This is a genomic window from Antarctobacter heliothermus, from assembly GCF_900188425.1.
In the GTDB taxonomy this organism is placed as follows: Bacteria; Pseudomonadota; Alphaproteobacteria; order Rhodobacterales; family Rhodobacteraceae; genus Antarctobacter; species Antarctobacter heliothermus.
Map to the genome: position 1 here is coordinate 42957 of NZ_FZON01000005.1, position 22972 is coordinate 65928.

A 22972-nucleotide genomic window follows, 5' to 3' on the forward strand; every position below is an offset into this window, starting at 1 on the left:
ACGTCAGACAACACGGGCCCCCCTTTTTTCAAAGGCGGGCCCGGTTCTGTTACACGCGGCAAGGGTGTCAGCGAATGGCGAGCAGGATGCGTTCCAGCACGCTCATGACACGGTCCACCCGGGTCTGATCCGCCAGAAGGTCAAACACCAGCAGGCGGATTTCGTCACTGGTGCGCAAATGTTTGGCCTGCGCGTTCGAGATCACCCCGATGAGGTCATTCGACGGGCAGATGCCTTCGCGGTATTCCCAGACGGTGCCGTTGCGGGCGGCACGCGCCTGTAGCCCGCAGCGCCGTTCCGGCGGGACATCCTGCCAGAACAGGGTCATGATATCGACCAGCGCGGAACTGTCGTTGGAAAAATAGTTGTGCGCCAGCATGTCGTCGCCCAGCGAGGACATGTCGATGCTATCCAGAGCAGGATGCGCCAACAGGATGTCCCCGCCAATGCCTGCGCGCGGCGCGGATCCGTGCAGTTTGCCCGAGGACACCAGCGCCCAATCGGTCGACGAGGCGTACAGCGTCATGCGCTGCGCCAAGGGCGCGAAGGTGCCGGCCATCTCGCTGAAGAGATCGGCATCCACATCGGGTGCTGCAAACATCACCTGATCCAGAATCGGCGCATCACCGGGGCGCGCATCGCGCTTCAGCGCCATGATCTCCAGCGCATCAGTCAGGGCACGGTTGCCCATGGAATGCGCCACCACGTTGATCGACCGCGCGCCAGAGCGCAGCACCAGATCCTCCATGAACCGGGCCAGACGGCGCCCCGACAGCCGTACCACCGCCGCATCGGCGTTGTATCCGATGGTGGTATCGCGCGACGGCCATGAAAACAGCACCGGGACCGTGTCGTTGCCCATGTCATGGACCATCTGCGCAGTGCGTTGGGCGGCGTATTCAAAGCTGGTGTTGTAGCCGTGAATGAACAGCAGGAGATCGCGCTGATCCTCCTCGGCAAATTCGTCCTGCAACTTGCCAAAGAAGCTGTCCGGGTCCACCGGCTCGACCGATTTCAGCAGGACATGCTTGGACGGGGTGGCGCGAAACTCCAGTCGCCAGATCGACGGTTGCTCGACCTTGCCGGCCACGTGGCTGTCGGGAATGGTCACCGTGGCAATGCCCAGTTCCAGACGGTCGCCCCGGTCGCCGCCGTAAAAGCGGGCGGGGTGGGTTTCTCCGGTGCGGGCGCGGTCGGTGGCATAATAGACGTCCACCGCGTGAAACCCGCCATCGTCGGTCCCAAAGGCGGTTTCCAGCGATGGGCTGCCAAGCGCCTTCAGCGTGGCGCGTGCGTTTTCGGCGGCCTCGGCGTCACCCAACAGGTCGGCCAGGCGCACCAGTTCCGTGTAGAGGTCGATCAGCGCATCATCGCTGCGGCCGGTTTCCTGCTCGGCTGTAATCGCGGCCTCGATCATCGTGCGGGCCGAGGCCAGCGCGCCTTGCGCCTCATAGATCTGGGCGGCCTTGAGATAGGCGGGCACCGGGTCCTCACCCAGTTCGGTCCGGGCAAAGGCGCGGGTGCGCGCCAGATCGGCCCATGCGTCGCTGGCCTGAACATAGCCCAGCCCGTCCAGCAGCTCGGCGCGCAATTGCATGAGATCGACCAGAATCCGCATTTGCGGTGGCGTCCCCAGCACCAGCGGGTCGCGCATGGCGATGTCGACCTGTTGCAGCGCCTGGAACGGATCGCTTCCGGCCAGCGTGTCAAGCGCGACAACCCGGCTGATGTCCTGCGCCCGACCGGGCACCGGGATCACCGCCACGCAGGCGCAGATCGTGAAAAGGATGGATCGGGCCAGCAATGTCATTGTTCCCTCGCAATATGGGAGATCTTCTAGGTGTCGAGTATGCGGCGTCGCGGCGTTTTTACAAAGTGGGGTATTCCGGGGCTTGCCGCGTTGCTTTGCCACCTATGCCCCACAACAGCGGTCCCGCAAACGAAAAACCCCCGCGGGCGGGCCGCAGGGGTTCGTATCTGACTAAAAGCGTTCGGTACGCTTACAGCATGCCTTCGCGCTGGGCCTTTTTACGAGCCAGCTTGCGGGCGCGGCGGATTGCCTCGGCCTTTTCACGGGCTTTTTTCTCGGACGGCTTCTCGAAATGTTGCTTGAGCTTCATTTCGCGGAACACGCCTTCGCGCTGCAGCTTTTTCTTCAGAGCGCGGAGCGCCTGATCGACATTGTTGTCACGAACACTGACCTGCATGTGGTTTTCACCACCTTTCTAGATTTGAGTTGCAAGGGAATTTGCAGGAGGTGGCCGTATAGCAAGCACCGTTCTATTTGTCTAGGGTGTAGACGGAACACGAAGGATGCCCCCGATGCCCGATATCACAGACAGGATTCTGGACGCCGCGCTGTTGCATGTGCCCTTTGACGGCTGGTCAGAGCCCAGCTTTCGCGCCGCCGTGGCAGATGCCGGTGTGGACCGGGTGGTGGCGCAAGGGCTGTTCCCGCGCGGGGCCGTCGATCTGGCGGTGGCCTATCACAAACGGGGTGACGTGGAAATGCTGCGCCGTATCGCCGTGGCGGACCTTGCGGAGATGCGGTTTCGTGACCGCGTCAGCTTTGCCGTGCGGGCCCGGATCGAGGCCGCGGAGGACCGTGAGGTGGTGCGGCGGGGCACAACGCTGTTTGCCTTGCCACCCTATGCGCCGGATGGCGCGCGGCTGATCTGGGGCACAGCGGATGCGATCTGGACCGCGCTGGGTGACACCTCGCGCGATTTCAACTGGTACACCAAGCGGGCGACGCTGTCGGCGGTCTATTCCTCGACCGTGCTGTACTGGCTGGGGGACGATTCGCTGGGCAGTGATGCGACATGGGCCTTTCTGGATCGGCGGATCGAGGACGTGATGCGGTTTGAAAAGGCAAAGGGGCAGCTGCGGGAGAACCGACTGTTTGGCGCGTTGACGGCGGGGCCGGCGAAAATTCTTGAGCGGATCAAGGCGCCGTCGGGCGTGGACGCGGATCTGCCCGGCGGCACGCCGCCCCGCTGAGCGCGCCTATAGGGCACAGGCGGCGCGGTCCGAAACCGCTTTGCCCCCTGCGCGCCGCTTGATACCAAATCCCAAACAGGGAGGCCTATTCATGTCCGACACCATGCGCGCCATCGAGATCACCAAGCCGGGCGGCCCGGAGGTTCTGCAACAGACAATGCGGCCCGTGCCGCAACCCGCCGCCGGGCAGGTGGTGATCAAGGTGGCCTTTGCCGGGGTCAACCGCCCCGACGCGCTGCAACGGGCGGGCAGCTATGCGCCGCCCGCCGGGGCGTCAGACCTGCCAGGGCTGGAGGCTTCGGGCGAGGTGGTCGCGCTGGGCGCCGGGGTGGACGGCCTGTCGCTGGACGATCCGGTTTGCGCGCTGCTGCCGGGGGGCGGTTATGCCGAATATGTCGCCACACCCGCCGCCCATTGCCTGCCTGTCCCCAAGGGGATGGGACTGAAAGAGGCCGCCTGCCTGCCGGAGACGTTTTTCACGGTCTGGTCGAATGTGTTCCAGCGCGGCGGCCTGCAGGCGGGGGAGCGGTTCCTTGTGCATGGCGGGTCCAGCGGGATCGGGACGACGGCCATTCAGTTGGCGAGCCATTTCGGGGCGCGCGTGTTTGCCACGGCCGGGTCCGAGGCCAAGTGTCAGGCCTGCCGCGATCTGGGTGCCGAGCGGGCGATCAATTACCGCGATGAGGATTTCGTCGAGGTGCTGCGCGCAGTGGGCGGGGCAAACCTGATCCTGGACATGGTGGGGGGCGACTACCTGCCGCGCAACGTCAAGGCGCTGGCCGATGACGGGCGGTTGGTGCAGATCGCCTTTCTGCAGGGACCGAAGATCGAGTTGAACTTTGCGCAGGTCATGATGCGGCGGTTGACCATCACCGGCAGCACGCTGCGCCCGCAAAGCGATCTGGCCAAGGCGCGTATCGCGGACGCTCTGCGGGCGCAGGTCTGGCCGTTGCTGGATGCGGGGCTGGTGGCACCGGTGATGGACAGCGAGTTCCCGTTTGAAGAGGCCGCCGCCGCCCATGCGCGCATGGAAAGCTCCGGCCATATCGGGAAGATCGTGTTGAAGGTGGGCGGGTAGGGGGGGCATGCCCCCCCCGTCGCCTTTGGCGACCCCTTTGGATATTTTTGGCCAGAAGAAATGCGGGCGCGGCGCAGACTTTTTGGCCGCGCCCTGTTTGTCTGATCAGATCACGGCGCGGCGGTAGAGGTGCCATGTGGCATGACCCAGCACCGGCAGGACGATCACCAGTCCCAGCAGGAACGGCAGGCTGCCGAGTATCAGCCCGGCGGCGACGATTGCGCCCCAAGTCAGGATGACCTTTGGGTTCTGGCGTGTCACCCGGAGCGAGGTCTGTACTGCCACCGGCAGTCCGAGGTTCCGGTCCAGCAGCAGCGGGAAGGACACAACGCTGGTGGCCAGCACAGTCAGGGCAAAGACGCCACCGATGGCGCAGCCCAGAACGATCATGATCGTCCCGGGGGCTGACATGAGGCTATTGATGAAAGCGCCTGTCGAGGCAGGGGCCTGAGGCCCAAGTGTCGCTCCATAGAGGTGTGCCGCCACCACCAGCCAAAGGCAGAAGATCGCCGCGAGGTAGAGGCCCATCACGACGATGGACGCAAAGCGCGGCCGTTCCATCACCTTGAGCGCGCCGAGCCAGCCGATGTGTTCGCCTTCTTCGCGGCGGCGGCTGATCTCGTAGACGCCCACGGCGGAGACTGGCCCGAGCAGGGCAAAGCCCGCGATCATTGGAAAGATCAGCGGCACAAGCGACATGTTGAGCGCCGAAACCGCAAGGACAAGCCCGATGATGGGGTAGAGCAGCACAAGGAACATGACGTCCGTCCGGCAGGTCTGAAAGTCGTGCCATCCGGCCTTGAGCGCCTCTCGCAGATCCTCGGTGGTCAGATCGCGGATTCCGGGCGGGGCGGCGACCTCGGTCCCGCCAAGGCGCTGCGTCGATTGTGCCGCGTGTCGACCGGCACGCCCAAAGGCCTGCGCCAGCCAGGTGCCGGGATTCCCGATTGTCTGTGTCATGCGTCCTCTCCTAATGGCGTGGCAAGGCGCCAACCTGGCAGAGGCCGTCGCGCGGCGACGGCCGGACCGGACAGACGCGCTTGTGCGGCAAAGGGTAGCACGGATTGGCCGCGATACCTATCACGCTGATGAGAGGCTCAGTGAGTGAAGAACCCCGGACCGGCCTGAGCCAGGAGGTCAGCGGCCAGCGCGCGACCCATGTCTGCTGCGGTATCGACGGGACCGGAGATGTCACCGGCGTAGGCGGCGGATCCATCGGTTTTCAGGATTTCGCCGCGCAGGCGCAGCGTGTCGCCATCCCGCTCGGCAAGAGCGGCGATGGGCGTTTCACAAGACCCATCCAGCGCGGCAAGAAAGGCGCGTTCCGCAGACAGGCGCAGGGCGGTGGGCGCATCGTGGATCGCGGCCAGCATCTGTTGCGCGCGGGCATCGTCGACGCGGCGTTCGATGCCGATGGCGCCCTGTGCCACGGCGGGCAGCATGTCCTCGGGGGAGATCGGGCTTTGCGGTACGTCGGTCATGCCCAGCCGGTTCAGGCCCGCGCAGGCAAGGAAGGTGGCGCGGGCCACGCCTGCATGCAGTTTCTTCAGCCGGGTTTGCAGGTTGCCGCGAAATTCGACCACTTGCAGGTCGGGGCGGCGGTGCAGCAGTTGCGCCCGGCGGCGCAGCGATGAGGTGCCGACAACCGCGCCCTGCGGCAGATCCTGCAGGCTGTTGGCATCCGGGCAGATGAACGCATCGCGCACGTCCTCACGGGGCAGGTAGCAGTCCAGCACCAGGCCGGCGGGTTGTTCCGTCGGCATGTCCTTCATCGAATGCACGGCAATGTCGATCCGGCCCGACAGCATCGCCTCTTCGATCTCTTTGGTGAACAGGCCCTTGTTGCCAATCTCTTTCAGCGGGCGGTCGGCGTCGATCATGCTGCGGTCATCGCCGGTGGTCTTGATCACCACGATCTCAAAGGCATCTTGTGGCAGGCCAAAGGCGTTGGCCAGACGGTCACGCGTTTCATGGGCCTGGGCCAACGCCAGCGGAGAGCCGCGAGTGCCGAGTTTCAGCGGGGATTGGGGTGTGGGCAGATCGGTCATGGCCAAGGGTTAGCGCGGGTCGGCCGGAAAGGAAACGGGATTTGCGCGCTGCGGGATGCGTCATGCGCGCCCGGTTGATGGTCGCCGCTTGACACCGGCGGGTGTGCATTGGACCAAGACGAACGAAATTGAGGAGCGACCCGAATGACCAAGACGATCCTGCGGGCCCTTGCGGGCGAGACACTGCCGACACCGCCGATCTGGATGATGCGTCAGGCGGGGCGCTATCTGCCGGAGTACAAGGCGACGCGGGCCGAGGCGGGCGACTTCCTGTCGTTATGCTACAACCCGGAGCTGGCGACAGAGGTGACCTTGCAGCCGATCCGTCGCTATGAATTCGACGCGGCGATCCTGTTTGCCGACATCCTGCTGCTGCCGCAGGCGCTGGGCATGGATCTGTGGTTTGTGACCGGCGAGGGGCCGCGCCTGTCGACCATCACCACGGACGCGGATTTTGACAAGCTGGGTCGCGGTGAGATGATCCACGACACGCTGAACCCGATCTACCAGACGGTGCGCAACCTGTCCGGCGCGCTGCCGTCCGAGACGACGCTGATCGGTTTTGCCGGTGCGCCCTGGACCGTGGCGACCTACATGATCGCGGGGCAGGGGACCAAGGATCAGGGACCGGCCCACGCGTTGAAGGCAGAGAACCGCGCGCTGTTCGAAAAGATCATCGACCGGCTGACCGAGGCGACCATTGACTACCTGTCCGAGCAGGTGAAGGCGGGCGCCGAGGTGGTCAAGCTGTTCGACAGCTGGGCCGGGTCGCTCAAGGGCGCGGATTTTGACCGCTACGCGCTGGAACCCGCCCGCATCATCACGCAAGAGCTGAAGCGGCGGCATCCGGGCGTGCCGGTCATCGCCTTCCCGCGTCAGGCGGGCGACAAATACATCGGCTTTCATCAGGCGACGGGCGCGGATTGCGTTGCGGTGGATGACAGCGTGACGCCGGAATGGGCGGCGGAGCATGTGCAGGTGTCGGGCTGTGTGCAGGGCAACCTTGCATCGTCGCACATGGTCACGGGCGGCGATGCGCTGGTCGCAGAGACGCAGCGCGTGGTGCAGGCGTTCCGCAACGGGCCGCATATCTTTAACCTTGGCCACGGGATCACGCCGGATGCGGACCCCGAGAACGTCAAGCTGATGATTGACACCGTGCGGGCAATGTAACGCGCTCAGACGTGGGCGGGTTGTCCCCGCCCACCCAGGATGGCGTCCATGCTCATCCCGCCGATCCACATGCAAAACAGCGCCAGCCATGCGGTGCCGGCAAAGATCGACCCGCCGGAGACGCCCGCGCCGATGGCGCAGCCCCCCGCCAGCATCCCGCCAAAGCCCATCAGCACCGCGCCGATCATGGCGTTGCGCATGGGGGTCGGCCCCTCAAAGCCCTGAAACTTCAACTCTCGGGTCACGGCGGCGGCCAGGAACGATCCCAGCACCACGCCCGGCACCAGCCCGATGTCGAATTCCAGCACCGAATTGCGGTCGAGAAAGAACATCAGCGTATTGGCCGAGGGGCCGGTAAAGGTCAGGCTTTCGATCTGGACCGGCTCGAACGCGACCTGGCTGAGGGCATAGGTCAGGCCATAGCCGACAGCGGCGGCGAACCCCACGCCGGAGGCAAAGACAAGCCGCGAAACCCCGATCCGGTTGCGACGGCTGAGTTCCAACGCCAGCAGCGCGATCAAAAGGCCGATCACCAGACCCGCCTCTCGCGGCAGGTGAGCAGCGGTCAGCAGGTCCATGTTGCGCCCGCCCGATGTGACCCACAGCGCCGCCAGCTTGTCCCGAACGGGCGACAGCCAGCCGGTCAGCGACATCTGCGCCACCACGGCAAAGATCAGGCCCGAGACGACAGAGCGCAGGTTGCCTGTCGCCGCCAGCACCAGCAGACGGCCCGAACAACCGCGCGCCAGCACCATGCCCGCGCCGAACAGCAGTCCGCCGATGATCGCGCCAGACCAACTGCCCGGCACGGCCATCATGCGCGCGTCGGATGTGTCGAGAAGGCCCAGCAGTTGCGCCCCCTGCACCCAGACCACGGCGGTGGAAAAGGTCAGCAGCCAGACCGCGACCTTGTCCTTCATCATGCCGCGCGCAAATTCGACCGTGGCGGCGCGCAGACAAAACCGCGACCGCTGTGCCGCGACGCCAAAGATCACGCCGGTGATCAGACCAAACAGCGCCGAAGTCGGGTTTTCGCCGATGCGGTCGATCAGGGGGACAATATCCATCACAGCAGCTCCTTGCGCGTGTTGCGCAGCGTGATGCACCAAAAAAAGGCCGGACTGCCTTGATGCAGATCATGAGGCGGCGGGCAGGGACAGGCGGGCGTGGCGGCAACGACACAATTTGCGTCAACGGCCCCCGCACTGTGCGCGAATGCAGAATACGCGCCTCTCGCCAACCTGTCGATTTCGGCGTAAGGCCAGATCATGGCCCCTGTTTCCCTCAATGACGCGCACCAGTTGCCACTGTGGCGGCGTCCCGCAGCCTTGCTGACGCTGATGGCGATCGCGATGCCGCTGTCGTTCGCCACTTGGTCGGCGCTGCTCAACAACTTTGTCATCGAGGCCGCGAATTTCGACGGTCAGGATATTGGTGTGCTGCATACGGTGCGTGAGATCCCCGGCTTTCTGGCCATCGGGGTGATCGCCGTTCTGCTGGTGATGCGCGAACAGGTGCTGGCGCTGGTGTCATTGGTGCTGCTGGGGGTGGCCACAGGACTGACCGCGCTGTTTCCCAGCATGGGCGGGCTGTTGTTCATCACGCTGCTGAGTTCCATCGGCTTTCACTACTATGAGACAGTGAACCAGAGCCTGCAGTTGCAATGGCTGCCCAAGGACCGCGCGCCGCAGATGCTGGGCTGGCTGATCGCCGCCGGGTCCGGGGCCACGCTGATCGCCTACATCGCCATCGTGATGACGTGGGAGGCGTGGAACCTGTCCTACAACTTTGTCTACATGGTGTCGGGGGGGCTGACGGTGGCCATCGTCGCCTTTTGCGCGCTGGCCTATCCGCAATTCGAAAGCCCCAATCCGCAGGTAAAGAAGTTCATCCTGCGTCGCCGCTACTGGCTGTATTACGCACTGCAATTCATGTCGGGCGCGCGGCGGCAGATCTTTGTGGTCTTTGCCGGGTTCATGATGGTCGAACGGTTCGGGTTCGAGGTGCATGAGGTCACGGCGCTGTACCTGATCAACCTTGTGGCCAACATGGTGATCGGCCCGGTCTTTGGCCGCGCGGTATTCAAATTTGGCGAGCGGAACACGCTGATCTTTGAATACGTCGGCCTGACAGTGGTGTTCCTGCTCTATGGCGGGATCTACTGGTTTGGCTGGGGCGTCATCCTTGCCGCAACGCTGTATGTCATCGACCACCTGTTCTTTGCCATGGCGCTGGCGCTGAAAACCTATTTCCAGAAGATCGCCGATCCGGGGGACATCGCACCCACGGCCGCCGTGGCCTTTACCATCAACCATATCGCGGCGGTCTTTCTTCCCTTTCTGCTGGGGGCTCTCTGGCTGATCTCACCGGGCGCTGTCTTTGGTCTTGCTGCAGGCATGGCGATGATCAGTCTTGCACTGGCCATGATGATCCCACGGCACCCGGAACCCGGCAATGAAACGGTCTTTGGCGGGGTCTTGGCGGCCCCGGCCGAGTAGGCGTGGCGGCACGCCCCACGCAGGCGGACGGGCGATTCCTGACCGGCTCTACGCTGGGTCATGTGGTCCGCATGACCCTGGCCGGGGCGGCGGGGATCACCTTTGTCTTTGTCGTCGATGCGGCCAACCTGTTCTGGGTGTCGCAACTGGGTCAGCCAATCCTGATGGCGGCCATCGGCTATGCCTTTGCCATCCAGTTCTTTACCGTCTCTGTCGGCGTCGGGCTGATGGTCGCCACCACGGCGCTGGTGTCCCGCAGCATCGGGCGCAGGGAACGGGCGCTGGCGCGTGAACAGGGCGCGGCGGGGATGCTGCTGACCTTTCTGGTACAGACCGTCACGGCCAGCACGGTGATTGCCTTGCGCCGTGACCTGCTGGGCAGTGTCGGTGCCAGTGGCGAGGTGTTGGACCTGGCCGCGCGCTATGTGGCGCTGTCGATGCCGTCCCTCGCGGTCATGGCGGTGGGCCTGTGCGGCAGTGCCGTGCTGCGCGCCGACGGGCTGGCGCGGCAGGCGATGATGGTCACCATGGGCGGCGGGATCATCATGCTGGGGGTGGATCCGGTACTGATTTACGTGCTGGGGATGGGTCTGGACGGGGCCGCGCTCAGCGTCTGGATCTTTCGCAGCATCATGGCCGGGCTGGCGATCTGGTATGCGGGGTATCGGCACGGTCTGCTGGCGCGGCCCTCTCTGGTCCTACTGGTGCGCCACGCGCCCGCCCTGCTGCGGGTGGCGGTGCCTGCCATCGTGACGCAAATGGCCACACCTTTTGGAAACTTCCTGCTAACAGGGTTTATCGCGGTCTACGGCGACAACGCGGTTGCGGCCTGGGCGGTGATCAACCGGCTGACGGTGGTGGCCTTTGGCGGGCTGTTCTCATTGGCGGGGGCCATTGGCGGCATCTTTGGCCAGAACTTTGGCGCACGGCAGTTCGACCGCCTGCGCCAGACCTATCGGGACGCATCGCTTTTCTGCATCTGCTACGCGGGTGTGGTCTGGCTGATCCTGATGGCGCTGACGGAGACAATTGCCACGGGGTTCGGCCTGACGGCAGAGGGGGCAGAGGTGCTGCGCGCCTTTACCCACATCGGTGCGCTGTCCTTTACCCTTGGCGGGCTGCTGTTTGTGTCCAATGCCGCCTTTAACACGCTGGGCCGCCCGCTCTGGGCCTCTGTCCTCAGCTGGTTGCGGGATGGGTTGTTGTTGTGGCCCGCCGCGCTGTGGTTGACGGCAAGGTACGCGGCAGAGGGCGTGATCTATGCACAGGCGCTGGTGGGCGCGGGCATGGGCATTTTGGCTGGGGCGCTGGGCTGGCGCTATGTGCGCTCAATCGGTGAGGGGCAGTTGCCGCAGGTCAACCTGCGGGAACGGCGCGCATGGCGTGACCCCAACCGCTGGCGGCGGCGCTAGAGCGCACCGCGCAGGGCAAAGGCGAGAATCGCCAGCACGATCACGGCGGTCAGCGCCCAGAAGGTGCGGGATATACGTCCACGGCTAGTCATAGCTGAACTGCTCCAAAAGGATGTTTTTTGGCGCGACGCCAAGGCTCATCAGGGCCTTTTCGACGGCGTGCAGCATGGGCGGCGGCCCGCAAAGGACAAAGACCCAGGTGCGCAGCGCGTCCTGAGCGAAATGGCGCTGGATCACCTCTGCGGTGACAAAGCCGGTCTCTCCGGTCCAGCCTTCGGGCGGTTCGGACAGCACATGGGTGACCTGCAATGGCCCGCCCTTGGCGCGTGCGTCCAGTTCCGCGCCGCAGACGATTTGATCGACGGTCCGGTTGGCGTAGAGCAACAGACGCGGGCGCGGGTCCGCATCGGCGTCCAGTTGGCGCAGGTGCGACAGCATCGGGGCGATGCCCACGCCGCCCGCGATCAGGGCAACGCCCGCCGCGTCGCGGTGCCGGTCCAGCGTCAGTGACCCAAAGGGCGCATCGACATAGGAAGGGGTGCCGGGCTTGATCTCACCAAGGCGGCTTGTGAAATCGCCCAGTTCCTTGATGACAAAGCGCAGGTCCGGCCCGTCCGCCGGGGCGGAGGCAATGGAGAACGGGTTTTCATCCAGCGATACGGCGAGTTTGCCAACACTGATCCAGGCGAAATGGCCGGGTCGGTAGCGCAGGCCCTTGTGGCCCACCGGGCTCAGGCACAGTTCCCAGGTCCGATCGGCTAGGCGGGATACGGCGCTGACCCTCCAGGGGCGGCGGGCCTTCATGGCCGGTTTGATCACATAGACCCACAACAGCGAAAAGGCGGCCACCGCAAACAGTCCCCACCACAGCATCGCCAGCGCCGGATCGGCGCTGTAACGGCCAGCACGGGTGGCATGCAGCACACCGAACCCGGCCACAATCAGCGCCATGATCCCGTGCATGGCGCGCCAGTGTTCGTGCCGGAAAACCCCGTTGCGCCCCAACGCCATGACCATCAGCGCGCCCAGCAGCAGCCAGGCGACGATCCCCGGCCACAGTCCCAGCCAGTCAAAGTTGAGCGGCGCGCTGCCCGGCGGTGTCAGGCCTGCGCGCAGGCTTTGCGGACCGGCATACAGATATGGGTGCAGCAGGATCATCACCGTGGCGGCGCGGGCCAGCAATTGGTGCAGGCGCATGGTGACGTCCATGCCGATCCGCCCCGAGATCACCCGGAACCGTCCCGACAGGACAAACTCGACCAGAATGATGGCCAATCCGGCAAGCGCCACACCGCTGGCCAGTTCATCGCGCAAGGGACGCGGCGCATGGCCTTGCACCGCGGCCATCACAAGCGGTGCGCAGGTCAGACCGAGGTAGAACAGGACAAGCAGGGCTGCAGGCATGATATCATCTCATCTGTTTCATCGGCGATACCACGCCATGACACCGGTTTCACACCCGTGGCTCTGCGGCTTGCAGCGGGAGGGCATTCGTGCAACAGCGAGGGCGTTCTTCCCCGAATGGACCGCCCAAAATGCCCAAGACATGGACCGCCTTCACCACGCTTGCCGACAAGGATAAGGCCGAGGCGCTGGGCCTCGCAATTGAGGACATGGACCCGGAGCCCATGGGGATCGGCGTCTTTGAGATCGAGGACGGCTCTGGCATGTCCGAGGTGGGCGGCTATTTCACCCAAGCACCGGATGAAGTGGCGCTGGCACTGCTGGCGGCGGCCTACGGGGCCAAGCCCTTTGTCGTGTCCAAGGTCCCGGACACCGATTGGGTCGACAAGGTGCGGCGAGAATTGACGCCGGTCGAGGCGGGGCGCTTTTTCGTCTACGGAAGCCATGACGCGGACAAGATCCCCGACGGGGCCGTGCCGCTGCTGATCGAGGCCGCGATGGCCTTTGGCACCGGGCACCACGGCACCACGCAGGGCTGTCTGGAGGCGCTCGACCGACTGGCAACTGAGGGCTTCACCGGCAAACATGTCGCCGACATCGGCTGTGGTACGGCGGTTCTGGCGATGGGGGCCGCGCGCCTCTGGCCCGACATGGTCATTGCCTCCGACATTGATGAGGTCGCCGTCGAGGTGGCAGAGGCCAACGTGCGCGCCAACAACCTGTCCGACAAGGTGACCTGCGTGGTGGCCGCCGGGTTTGACAACCCGGACCTGCATGGCCGCGCACCTTATGATCTGGTCTTTGCCAATATCCTGAAACAGCCGCTGATTGATCTGGCCCCCGACATGGCCAGCCATATCGCGCCCGGCGGCTATGCGATCCTGTCGGGCATCCTGACATGGCAGGCCGATGAAGTGGTTGACGTCTACACAGCCCAAGGAATGCCGCAATTGCGCCGCGATACGATTGGTGAATGGGTCACTCTGACCCTGCGGAAAAACCAGTAAACAAAGGGTTAACGACACCATTCAGGGCGAATTTTAGCTGAATTGCCACATTCTTGCCGTAAAGTTTGGCTAAAACTTGTCTTAATCGGTGGGGGCCGATTTCAGGTGAGGCTGCCATGGATCAGGCCCAACAAAGTTTTTACAAGCGCGAACAGGCGCTGCGGCGCAAACACATCCGCATGTCCCGAGGCTATGTGACCCGGATGAACCGAAACGGGATCATCGAACAAGTGCCGGACCGGCATTTCAGCGGGATTGGCTTTCGTCTGGTCTTGCGGCTGGCGCTGGTCGTCATGGCGTTCAAGGTGCTGGCCTTTGCCTGGTTGGGTGAGACCCAATATCTCAGCAGCGTCACCACCCTGTCGCAGGGGGCCTTGCATGAAAAGGCCGGGGCCTGGGTCATGCAAGCCGATCCGGTGACGCGTGCGGTGGCCGGATTCATCACGCCGCGGATGGGTTGAGCCCCGCAGAAAGTCCAGTGGATTTCTTCCCTATTGCCCAGAATGCAAACGCCCACGCTTCTTGTGAAGCGTGGGCGTTTGCATTGCCGTGAGTGGCGCCCGAATGGACCGGGTCATCCCGCCCGGCCCACACAAGTCAAAGGGTTAGTAGCGACCGGCAACGCCGTCGATGTCGCCACGGTGCAGGCCGATATCGTCGAGTTCACGATCGGTCAGCGCGGACAGGCTGTTGCGGGTCAGGCGGGCATCATTCCATGCGGCAAACGTGCCAATAGCAGTTGCAAACATGGTGCCGATGCGCGCGGCGGAGCCCGAAGCGGCGTACGGGCGGGTCAGGTCGGTTGCGGCCATCGCTGGTCTCCTTGAGTCTGGTTTGTTGTTCGTTCTGAAACCGCACTTAGTTTGGGCATTCAGCCCGTTCAAGCCGCATTTTCTGCATGGGTCTCATGCATTTTTTGCATGGCAATTTCAGCCGTTAACCCTGTTGAAAAACAAGCAAAAAACCGCCGCTTCCGGCGTCGGTTTCAGACATCTGCGTGACGCAATCAGGCCGCGCGTGTCGGTCCGGGAACAGGCCGTGTCGTATTTGTCTGCCGACGCATTAGCCTTGGTCTTTGTTCGCCTTTCGTGCTACCCGTGTCTGAAAAACAACAACAGTAGGCATCCATGCGGATATTGGGCATCGACCCGGGGCTGCGCACCCTCGGATGGGGTGTGATCGAGGTAGACGGCAGCCGACTCAGGCACGTTGCAAACGGCCTGTGCAAGCCGGGTGGCACCGAATTGGCAGAGCGGCTGTTGTCGTTGCATGTCCTTTTGACAGAGGTGTTCCGCGAAATGGCCCCCGATGAGGCGGCTGTGGAAAAGACCTTTGTGAACCGCGACGGGGCCGGGACGTTGAAACTGGGTCAGGCGCGTGCGATTGCCTTGCTGGTGCCGGCACAGTTTGGCCTGACCATCGGGGAATACGCGCCCAACTCTGTCAAAAAGACGGTGGTGGGTGTCGGCCACGCGGAAAAACATCAGGTCGAACATATGGTCAATCTGCAGTTGCCCGGCGCCAATCCGGCCGGGCCGGATGCGGCGGACGCGCTGGCGATTGCGATCTGCCACGCGCATCACATGGGGATACGACGGATGAAGGTGCGGGCATGATCGGGCGGATTGCAGGGCGGGTCATCTACCACGGTGAGGATCACGTTCTGATCGACGTTCAGGGCGTTGGCTACGTTGTCTATTGCAGCGACCGGGTGCGCGCGGGTCTGCCCGGTGCAGGTGAGGCGGCGGCGCTGTTCACCGATCTGCTGGTGCGTGAGGATCTGTTGCAGCTCTTCGGCTTTCCCACGCTGATCGAAAAGGAATGGTTTCGCCTGCTGCTGTCGGTGCAGGGCGTCGGTGCCAAGGCGGCGCTGGCGATCCTAGGAACGCTGGGACCGGACGGGGTCAGCCGCGCGCTGGCGCTGGGCGACTGGTCAGCGATCAAGGCGGCGCGCGGGATCGGCCCCAAGACGGCGCAACGAGTCGTGATGGAGTTGAAAGACAAGGCACCGATGGTTATGGCCATGGGCATGGCAGAGTCACAAGGTTCTGACCCTGCGACGCCGATTGATGTGATCGAAACCGCGCCCGCCGCTGGCCCCGGCCCACTACGCGCCGCCAGTGCGCAGGCCGAGGCGCTGTCGGCACTGGGCAACCTCGGCTATGCCCCCTCAGAGGCCGCAGGGGCCGTGGCAGAGGCCGCCGGAGCCGCGCCGGACGCCGACACCGCAGGCCTGATCCGCGCTGCGCTGAAACTGCTGGCGCCGAAGGGGTAGGGTATGGACATGAGTGAGCCGGACCCAACCCTGCGTCCCGATCCCCTGCCAGAGGACCGCGACCGCGCCCTGCGTCCGCAGATGTTGGGCGATTTCATCGGGCAAGCAGAGGCGCGGGCCAACCTGCGGGTGTTTATCCAAAGTGCGCGCCAAAGGGGCGAAGCGATGGACCACACGCTGTTCCATGGTCCCCCCGGTCTGGGCAAGACGACGCTGGCGCAGATCATGGCGCGCGAACTGGGCGTCGGCTTTCGCATGACCTCTGGCCCGGTGCTGGCCAAGGCGGGTGATCTGGCGGCGATCCTGACCAATCTTGAACGCAACGACGTGCTGTTCATAGACGAAATCCATCGCCTGAACGCCGCCGTCGAAGAAGTGCTGTATCCGGCGATGGAGGACTATGAACTGGACCTCGTGATCGGTGAGGGACCAGCGGCACGCACCGTGCGGATCGAATTGCAGCCCTTCACGCTGGTCGGGGCCACGACGCGCCTCGGCCTGCTGACAACGCCGTTGCGCGACCGTTTCGGCATCCCGACGCGGCTGAACTTTTACACCATACCAGAGCTTGAGACGATCGTGTCGGGTAATGCCGTCAAGCTGGGCGTGCGGATGGAGGGCGACGGCGCGCTAGAGATCGCGCGGCGCTCTCGCGGGACACCCCGCATCGCCGGGCGCCTGCTGCGCCGGGTGGTGGATTTCGCCATTGTCGAGGGCGGCGGCGTGGTCAGCCGCGCGCTGGCCGACAATGCGCTCACCCGGCTGGGAGTCGACAACCTTGGCCTGGATGGCGCGGACCGGCGCTATCTGACGCTGGTGGCAGAGAACTATGGCGGTGGTCCCGTGGGCATCGAAACGCTCTCAGCCGCCCTGTCCGAAAGCCGCGATGCGCTGGAGGAGGTGGTAGAGCCCTACCTCTTGCAGCAGGGACTGATCAGCCGTACCCCACGCGGACGGATGCTGGCGCAAAAGGCGTGGACGCACCTTGGCCTTGCCGCGCCTGTGCCGCCGGGACAAACCGAATTGTTCTGATAGCATTTGCGGCGTTTGCGTTTCACGCCGTCATGTTAAGGCCCCGCTGGGAAAACAGTGGGGCCTTTCTTTGTGACTGTGAGTTTGGTTCACTGAACCTGTTGCAGGGTCCACATGGCGCTCCACCATCCGTTTTGGATTTGCCCGGACTGCACCTGACCGTGCTCGACATGCAGATACTGGTCCCCTTTCCAATGGTTGCGGATGCGAACAAAGTTGGTGCCGGGAATGGGATCAATGCTCCACATGGCGCTCCACCAGCCGGGCTGGACTTGTCCGACTTGCACCTGACCATGTTCGATGTGGATCATTTGGTCCGGCTTCCAGCGGTTTTGCAATCGTTTCAGCCCTTCAGCCGATGCGGTGGTCGCCAACATGGATATGGCTACCAGTGCGGCCGCGAAGAATGATAAAATGCGCATGAAAGAAATCCTTTAGAACGCCGTTGCAGGACCGTTATTCACCAACCGGCTGGAAAGGGAAAGTAGGGTTACCCTGACTGGGTGTTTACGGAAGCTCACGCCTGCGGCAGGCGGCTATGCTGGCCACTGGTGAAATCAGGTGCTGGCTTGAAGCTTGCCGCGCCGCCATGTACGCGCATGCGCATGATCGCAGATGACATCGCCGCCCTCTTCACACGTTCCGACGGAACCTATTTGTGTGCCCGTTGGGGGCGCCCCTTGTCGCCTATCGTCTTTGGTGTCGAAGAGGCCACGCTGCAGGTGATCAAAGGCGCGTTTGAGGCGGTCTGTGTTCTGGCGGGCCACCAGATGGCGGAAACGGACCCGGAACTGGGTGCCAACGTCATGGTATTCTTCTGCCGCGATTGGGCAGAGCTGCTGGACGTGCCAGACCTTGACCGCATGGTTGATGGCCTGCCGGCGCTGGTGACACGGCTGCAGGCAGCGGATGCCAACCAATACCGCGTCTTCCGGTTCGATCGCGATGGCAGCATCAAGGCCTGCTTCATCTTTCTCCGGATGGATGCGGATCTGGCCAATCTGCCCGCCGAAACGCTGGCGCTGAGCCAAGTGGCACAGTCGATCCTGCTTTGGTCGGACAACGCCTTTACCGATCGGTCGCCGCTTGCGCGGCTCGACGGAGGGCAGGTGATTCTGCGGCCCGAAATCGCGGAAATCATCCGCGCGGCCTATGACCCGGTGATGCCGGTCGCCGCGGCGGACCCCTCACATGCGCTGCGCCTGATGGCGCGAATCACGGCGGCGAAGCAGTCAGGCTAAACCGCGCCCTGTGACGGCGCTCAGCGCGTTCCCAAAAAACCGCCCCGGCTTCTTCTTTGTCCAAATACTCCGGGGTCCGGGGCAGGGCCCCGGTCCCGCATCCGCACCCCGCGCAGCGGTCAAGACCTCAGCGCACCATGCCGACAATCTCATAGGTCTTTGCCAGGATCGGGGCGGCAATCTCGCGCGCGCGCTCGGAACCGCGCCGCAAGATGGCGTCAATCTCTCCCGGATCGGCGGTCAGGCGCTTCATCTCGGTCGAGATCGGCTCCAGCTTGGCGACCGCCAGATCGGCAAGCGCGGGTTTGAAGGTGCCGAACTGCTGGCCAGCGTGGTCGGCGATGACCTGATCCACCGTCAGATTCGCAAGCGCGGCGTAGATGTTCACCAGGTTGCGCGCCTCAGGACGCTCTGCCAGACCCTCGGCCGTGTCGGGCAGCGGTTCCGGATCGGTCCGGGCCTTGCGGATCTTTTGCGCGATGGTATCGGCATCGTCGGTCAGGTTGATGCGGCTCATGTCCGACGGATCGGATTTCGACATCTTCCTGGACCCGTCGCGCAGCGACATGACGCGGGTCGCCGCCCCTTCGATCACCGGTTCGGTGATGGGAAAGAAGTTGACGCCATAGTCATTGTTGAACTTGATCGCGATGTCGCGGGTCAGTTCCAGATGCTGTTTTTGGTCCTCGCCCACCGGCACATGGGTGGCGTGATACACCAGGATGTCCGCCGCCATCAGTGCCGGGTAGGCAAGCAGCCCTAGCGACGCGTTCTGCGTGTTCTTGCCCGCCTTGTCCTTCCACTGGGTCATCCGCTGCATCCAGCCCATGCGGGCAACGCAGTTGAAGATCCACGCCAGTTGCGCGTGCTCGGCCACCTGACTCTGGTTGAAGAGGATGGATTTTTCCGGATCGACGCCCGAGGCGATGAAGCCAGCGGTCAGTTCCCGCGTCTGGCGGCGCAGCGCATCCGGGTCCTGCCAGACGGTGATCGCGTGCATGTCGACCATGCAATAGACCGACTGGACGCCTTGATCCTGGCTGTCGGCAAAACGCTTCAACGCGCCAAGATAGTTGCCCAGCGTCAATCCGCCGGAGGGCTGGATGCCCGAGAAAACGCGCGGGGTGAAGGCGGAGTTGGGCTGGCCGTCTGACGTGTCTGACATGGGGACTCCCGGAGGGTGTGGCTATTGCTGCGCGGCTGGCTTACCCATGCGGCTGAGGACCGTCAAGGAAGAGGCAGCCCATGACCCATCCCCATAACGAAGCCCCGGTCAACCCGCTGCCGCCGGTTGTGGTTGCGCTGTTCCTTGTGCTTGCGGTGATAGAGCTTGTGATCTGGCTGGGTGGGCAGGGGATTGTCGGCGGTCCGGCGGCTGTCGGCTGGCGGACCGGGATGATCGAATCCTACGGATTTTCGGGGCGCGCCTTTGACTGGATGCTGGAGACCGGGCAATTCCCGCCAGAGCTGTTGGTGCGCTTTGTCAGTTACCTGTTCCTGCACGCCAGTTTCAGCCATGCGCTGTTTGCCATGGTGATCCTGCTGGCCATGGGCAAGATCGTGACAGAGGCGCTGGGATCGCTGGCCTTTGTGACGATCTTTTTCCTGTCGGGCATTGTCGGCGCGGTGGCATTTGGCGTGATCAGCGATGATCCTTGGCTGATCGGGGCGTTTCCGTCGGTCTACGGGCTGATCGGCGGGTTTACCTTTTTGCTGTGGATGCGGTTGGGCACGGCCGGCGCAAACCAGTATCGGGCGTTTTCGCTGATCGGGATGCTGTTGGCAGTGCAACTGGTGTTTGGCGTGTTTTTTGGCGGCACCAACGACTGGATCGCCGATATAGCGGGTTTCATTGTCGGGTTTGGACTGACGGTGGTTCTGGCCCCCGGCGGGACGGCTGGCGTGGTGGCGCGCATTCGGCGGCGCTGAGGCAGCCCGGAACGTCGCCCTAGAACAGGTCGTCCGGCAACCAGGACCGAATGTGACGCGGGGCGGGCGTCTCCAGCGTCTCGCCCCGGGCGAGAGTGTCGCTGACATGCGCGTGCAGCGCCAGTGTCAGGTCCGGGTCACGCACCAGCACCATGGCCTCTGTGTTCCAGCGGCAGGCCCGGCGAGTCAGCGTGGCTGAGCCCAGAAAGGTCACATCGTCTATCAGACACAGTGTGGCGCTCTCGCAGGCGGTTGGATCGGCGCGGAGCGTCAGGCGCGGGCCATAGGCTGTCTGTAGCTCGCGCAGGACGGTGGCCTGTAGGGCGCTGGCGCGGGCATCGTCCCATGTGTCCCGGGTGGCGGGCGGCAGCAGCAGCGTCACATCAGGGCCGTTGGGGGTTGCCGCCCCGGCCAGCGCCTGCGCCAGCCCGTCGTGGCGAAAGGCGGCGGTGCGGATCAGAACATGGCGGCGGGCTGACCGAAACAGACGGGACAGGGCCGCCTCGATGTCATCGGCAAGCGGGCGTGGGCCCAGGCCCCGTTGCGGTCGCGCAAGCGTGCGAAACAGGCGCAGATCTTCGCGGCTTTGCGGTCTGGCGTGGCAGGTGATGGGGGACAGGCGCGCGGCAAGGCTGGGCGCGCCGCTGGTGCGGGCGTCGGCCCAGGTATCGGCAAACTGTCCGCGCAGCGCGCCGCAGAAATCCGCGTCCTCGACCGCAAGGGCCAGAACGGCAGGGCCATCGGTGCCCAGATCCGGCCCACCGATCACTGCACGCAAACCATCGGCGATCGCGAAACTTTGCAGGATGTCGGCGGGGTGCGGGATTGCGCCAGCGGTCAGCAGGGTACGCTGTACCGGTGTCAGGCTGGCGGGCACTTCGGCCCGGAGCGTGGCCAGCGCGGGTGCAATACGGTGGCGCAGGGCTCGGGCGCGCAGGCCCGTGGCACGTTGGCCGTGGGTGGCGCAGACCAGTTGCGCCTCACCCTGCAACACATCTGCAAACCCCGACGCATGGGACCACGCCGAGCGGTGTCTGTCAGGTGCCAGCAATGGGTCGGTGTCCGCGATCAGGATGCGCAAGTCGATGCCCCGGCGCGACAGCAGTGCCAGCAGGTCGCTCCATGTCTCAAGCCCGCCATCGCGCAGCTCGGGCGTGAAGAGAGGCGCTGTTGGCGACAGCTGAGGCAGGCACAGCAGCAACTCCTCCGTCGCATTTGCGACAAGACGTTCCAGCGCGGCGGCGGCGTCGTTGGCGGAGAGCAGTGCGCGGGTGGTCATGCGCGGGACCGCTTGAACATGGACTTGACCTCGGACAGGCGGAAAGCGCCCAGTGTCTGGCCCGCGATCCCATAGACCAGTGCCCCAGACACGATCAGGCCAAACAGGACCGCAAAGCGCAGGTATGGAACGGCAAGCCATGGCGCGAGCAAGACGTTCAGCCCCCAGAGTGCCGCCCCCATCACGGCCGAGGCCGCACAGATGCGCCACAGACGGTTGCGAAAGCGGGTGTCAAAGCGGGCGACCTCTCCCATTTTTCGCGCACCTCGGGCCAATTGCCAGACCATGATCCAGCCCGCCAGCGTGGTGGCGATGGCGGGGGCCAACCAGCCGATAAAGGGTGACAGGCCGATGGCGATAGTGGCGTTGACCACCATGGCCCAGACGGCATAGCGGAACGGGCTGCGGGTGTCTTCGCGGGCAAAGTACAGCGGTTGCAGCACCTTTTGCAGCACAAAGGACGGCAGGCCCAGCCCGTAGATCGCCACCGCCGTGGCGATGGCGGCACTGTCGGCGGCGGTGGTCGCGCCCCGTTCGAACAGGACCGACACCAGCGGCAGCGGGATCACCACCAGAGCCACGGACGACGGGATGGTCAGTGCAAGGCTGAGTTCGCCCGCTCGGGAAAAGGCAGCGCGCCCGCCGGTGTGATCCTCGGCCTTTAATCGGCGGGACAGGTCGGGCAGCAGAACGATGCCGACGGCAATGCCGACCACGCCAAGCGGCAACTGGTACAGGCGATCCGCGGCATACAGCCAGCCCACCGCCTTGTCGAAATGGCTGGCGACCTGCTGGCCGACCAGCAGGTTGATCTGCATGACGCCCCCCGCAAGGGCCGCAGGCAAGGCGATCACCACAAGGCGTTTCATATCGGGCGTCCAACGCGGCAGGCCGGGGCGAATGCGCAGGCCGGAGCGTTCGGCGGCGACCCAGACCAGCGCCAGTTGCGCCATGCCTGCCACCGGAACGGTCCAGATCAGCCATTGGATCACCTCGCCCCCCAGTGCCACGCCCAAGGCCATGGAGGCGCAGACAAGGATGTTGAGCAGAACCGGCGCGGCAGCGGCAGCGGCGAAATGCCCGGCGGTGTTCAATGCGCCGGAAAACAGCGCCGCCAGCGAGATCAGCAGGATGTAGGGAAAGACGATGCGGCCATAGCCCACCGTCAGGTCGAACCGCGCATCGCCATAAAAGCCGCCCGCCGTGGCCCAGACCAGCGCGGGCATAAAGATCATCGCCACAGCCGTCAGCCCCAAGAGCACTGTCGCCAACCCGTTAAAGGCGTCGCGGGCAAAGACCATCGGATGCTCTTCGCCTTCGTATTTCTTGGAGAACAGCGGCACAAAGGCGGCGTTGAATGCGCCCTCTGCGAAAAAGCGGCGGAACATGTTGGGCAGGCGGAAGGCGGCGACAAAGGCATCCATCACCGGGCCCGGACCGATCAGGCCAAGGATCAGGATTTCGCGCACGACACCCAGGACCCTGCTCATCAGGGTCCAGAAACCGACGGTCATGACACCGGCGACAAGGCGGATGGGTTTCATTGGTGGCTCGCTTGCTGCTCTGCGCCTCGCTTATCCCAAAGCGGCAGTCGGA

General features: G+C 64.3%; 23 protein-coding genes. 12 read left to right on the plus strand and 11 right to left on the minus strand.

Annotated elements, in window-relative coordinates:
- Window positions 1-67: 67 nt before the first annotated feature.
- Both CHB90_RS04010 and rpsU read right to left on the minus strand, forming a co-directional pair.
- The gene (locus CHB90_RS04010) at window positions 68-1810 is read right to left on the minus strand and encodes an alpha/beta hydrolase (protein WP_089276572.1); all 1743 of its coding nucleotides are present in this window, start codon (window positions 1808-1810) and stop codon (window positions 68-70) included.
- 190 nt (window positions 1811-2000) lie between these two features.
- Complete coding sequence (rpsU, locus tag CHB90_RS04015) at window positions 2001-2207, minus strand: 30S ribosomal protein S21 (RefSeq protein WP_008207378.1); 207 nt, start codon at window positions 2205-2207, stop codon at window positions 2001-2003.
- Window positions 2208-2322: 115 nt separating this feature from the next.
- On the opposite strand from rpsU, the gene CHB90_RS04020 reads away from it, so the two are divergent.
- Window positions 2323-3000 carry a COQ9 family protein gene (locus CHB90_RS04020; RefSeq protein WP_089276573.1) on the plus strand — a complete coding sequence of 226 codons (678 nt, stop codon included), beginning with the start codon at window positions 2323-2325 and terminating at the stop codon, window positions 2998-3000.
- Between the two features lie 91 nt (window positions 3001-3091).
- Window positions 3092-4078 carry an NAD(P)H-quinone oxidoreductase gene (locus tag CHB90_RS04025; protein WP_089276574.1) on the plus strand — a complete coding sequence of 329 codons (987 nt, stop codon included), beginning with the start codon at window positions 3092-3094 and terminating at the stop codon, window positions 4076-4078.
- 105 nt (window positions 4079-4183) lie between these two features.
- On the opposite strand, the gene CHB90_RS04030 is transcribed toward CHB90_RS04025, so the two are convergent.
- Together CHB90_RS04030 and hemC are read right to left on the minus strand one after the other, a co-directional pair.
- On the minus strand, window positions 4184-5038 hold the full coding sequence (locus tag CHB90_RS04030) for a DUF2189 domain-containing protein (protein WP_089276575.1): 855 nt from the start codon (window positions 5036-5038) through the stop codon (window positions 4184-4186).
- A 137-nt stretch (window positions 5039-5175) separates the two neighbouring features.
- On the minus strand, window positions 5176-6126 hold the full coding sequence (gene hemC, locus CHB90_RS04035; RefSeq protein ID WP_170940975.1) for a hydroxymethylbilane synthase: 951 nt from the start codon (window positions 6124-6126) through the stop codon (window positions 5176-5178).
- A gap of 144 nt (window positions 6127-6270) precedes the next feature.
- On the opposite strand from hemC, the gene hemE reads away from it, so the two are divergent.
- Window positions 6271-7299, plus strand: a complete 1029-nt coding sequence (gene hemE / locus CHB90_RS04040) for a uroporphyrinogen decarboxylase (RefSeq protein WP_089276577.1) — start codon at window positions 6271-6273, stop codon at window positions 7297-7299.
- Between the two features lie 5 nt (window positions 7300-7304).
- Here hemE and CHB90_RS04045 read toward each other — a convergent pair whose 3' ends face one another.
- Complete coding sequence (locus CHB90_RS04045) at window positions 7305-8366, minus strand: YeeE/YedE family protein (RefSeq protein ID WP_089276578.1); 1062 nt, start codon at window positions 8364-8366, stop codon at window positions 7305-7307.
- A gap of 198 nt (window positions 8367-8564) precedes the next feature.
- Here CHB90_RS04045 and CHB90_RS04055 point away from each other — a divergent pair, with 198 nt between their 5' ends.
- Together CHB90_RS04055 and CHB90_RS04060 are read left to right on the plus strand one after the other, a co-directional pair.
- Window positions 8565-9797, plus strand: coding sequence for an MFS transporter (locus CHB90_RS04055; protein ID WP_089276580.1), 1233 nt, complete (start codon window positions 8565-8567; stop codon window positions 9795-9797).
- 2 nt (window positions 9798-9799) lie between these two features.
- Complete coding sequence (locus CHB90_RS04060; protein ID WP_245823158.1) at window positions 9800-11209, plus strand: MATE family efflux transporter; 1410 nt, start codon at window positions 9800-9802, stop codon at window positions 11207-11209.
- Between the two features lie 84 nt (window positions 11210-11293).
- On the opposite strand, the gene CHB90_RS04065 is transcribed toward CHB90_RS04060, so the two are convergent.
- On the minus strand, window positions 11294-12613 hold the full coding sequence (locus tag CHB90_RS04065; protein ID WP_089276581.1) for a ferredoxin reductase family protein: 1320 nt from the start codon (window positions 12611-12613) through the stop codon (window positions 11294-11296).
- A 131-nt stretch (window positions 12614-12744) separates the two neighbouring features.
- On the opposite strand from CHB90_RS04065, the gene CHB90_RS04070 reads away from it, so the two are divergent.
- Both CHB90_RS04070 and CHB90_RS04075 read left to right on the plus strand, forming a co-directional pair.
- Window positions 12745-13620: a 50S ribosomal protein L11 methyltransferase gene (locus CHB90_RS04070; protein WP_089276582.1), complete on the plus strand. Its 876-nt coding sequence runs from the start codon at window positions 12745-12747 to the stop codon at window positions 13618-13620.
- Between the two features lie 116 nt (window positions 13621-13736).
- Entirely contained in the window at window positions 13737-14081 is a 345-nt protein-coding gene (locus CHB90_RS04075) for a hypothetical protein (RefSeq protein ID WP_089276583.1), read from the plus strand.
- Window positions 14082-14225: 144 nt separating this feature from the next.
- Here CHB90_RS04075 and CHB90_RS04080 read toward each other — a convergent pair whose 3' ends face one another.
- Window positions 14226-14432 (minus strand): DUF1127 domain-containing protein, encoded by a 207-nt coding sequence (locus tag CHB90_RS04080; protein ID WP_089276584.1) that lies wholly within the window; start codon window positions 14430-14432, stop codon window positions 14226-14228.
- 315 nt (window positions 14433-14747) lie between these two features.
- Here CHB90_RS04080 and ruvC point away from each other — a divergent pair, with 315 nt between their 5' ends.
- From ruvC to ruvB, 3 genes are read left to right on the plus strand one after another with little or no spacing between them, the layout of a single operon-like run.
- A complete protein-coding gene (gene ruvC / locus CHB90_RS04085) occupies window positions 14748-15236 on the plus strand; it encodes a crossover junction endodeoxyribonuclease RuvC (protein ID WP_089276585.1) in 489 nt (162 codons plus the stop codon).
- Window positions 15233-15895: a Holliday junction branch migration protein RuvA gene (gene ruvA, locus CHB90_RS04090; RefSeq protein WP_089276586.1), complete on the plus strand. Its 663-nt coding sequence runs from the start codon at window positions 15233-15235 to the stop codon at window positions 15893-15895. The genes ruvC and ruvA overlap by 4 nt, the downstream gene beginning before the upstream one ends.
- 9 nt (window positions 15896-15904) lie before the next feature.
- Window positions 15905-16927, plus strand: a complete 1023-nt coding sequence (ruvB, locus tag CHB90_RS04095) for a Holliday junction branch migration DNA helicase RuvB (protein WP_089276679.1) — start codon at window positions 15905-15907, stop codon at window positions 16925-16927.
- Window positions 16928-17016: 89 nt separating this feature from the next.
- On the opposite strand, the gene CHB90_RS04100 is transcribed toward ruvB, so the two are convergent.
- Window positions 17017-17349: an RICIN domain-containing protein gene (locus CHB90_RS04100; RefSeq protein ID WP_089276587.1), complete on the minus strand. Its 333-nt coding sequence runs from the start codon at window positions 17347-17349 to the stop codon at window positions 17017-17019.
- Window positions 17350-17532: 183 nt separating this feature from the next.
- Here CHB90_RS04100 and CHB90_RS04105 point away from each other — a divergent pair, with 183 nt between their 5' ends.
- On the plus strand, window positions 17533-18168 hold the full coding sequence (locus tag CHB90_RS04105; RefSeq protein ID WP_089276680.1) for a hypothetical protein: 636 nt from the start codon (window positions 17533-17535) through the stop codon (window positions 18166-18168).
- Window positions 18169-18295: 127 nt separating this feature from the next.
- Here CHB90_RS04105 and trpS read toward each other — a convergent pair whose 3' ends face one another.
- On the minus strand, window positions 18296-19333 hold the full coding sequence (gene trpS / locus CHB90_RS04110) for a tryptophan--tRNA ligase (protein ID WP_089276588.1): 1038 nt from the start codon (window positions 19331-19333) through the stop codon (window positions 18296-18298).
- 80 nt (window positions 19334-19413) lie between these two features.
- Between trpS and CHB90_RS04115 the strand changes: the two genes are divergently transcribed.
- Window positions 19414-20097: a rhomboid family intramembrane serine protease gene (locus tag CHB90_RS04115; protein ID WP_089276589.1), complete on the plus strand. Its 684-nt coding sequence runs from the start codon at window positions 19414-19416 to the stop codon at window positions 20095-20097.
- A gap of 19 nt (window positions 20098-20116) precedes the next feature.
- On the opposite strand, the gene CHB90_RS04120 is transcribed toward CHB90_RS04115, so the two are convergent.
- Both CHB90_RS04120 and murJ read right to left on the minus strand, forming a co-directional pair.
- Window positions 20117-21376 (minus strand): phospholipase D-like domain-containing protein, encoded by a 1260-nt coding sequence (locus tag CHB90_RS04120; protein ID WP_089276590.1) that lies wholly within the window; start codon window positions 21374-21376, stop codon window positions 20117-20119.
- Window positions 21373-22920 (minus strand): murein biosynthesis integral membrane protein MurJ, encoded by a 1548-nt coding sequence (gene murJ, locus CHB90_RS04125; protein ID WP_089276591.1) that lies wholly within the window; start codon window positions 22918-22920, stop codon window positions 21373-21375. The genes CHB90_RS04120 and murJ overlap by 4 nt, the downstream gene beginning before the upstream one ends.
- Between the last annotated feature and the right edge of the window lie 52 nt (window positions 22921-22972).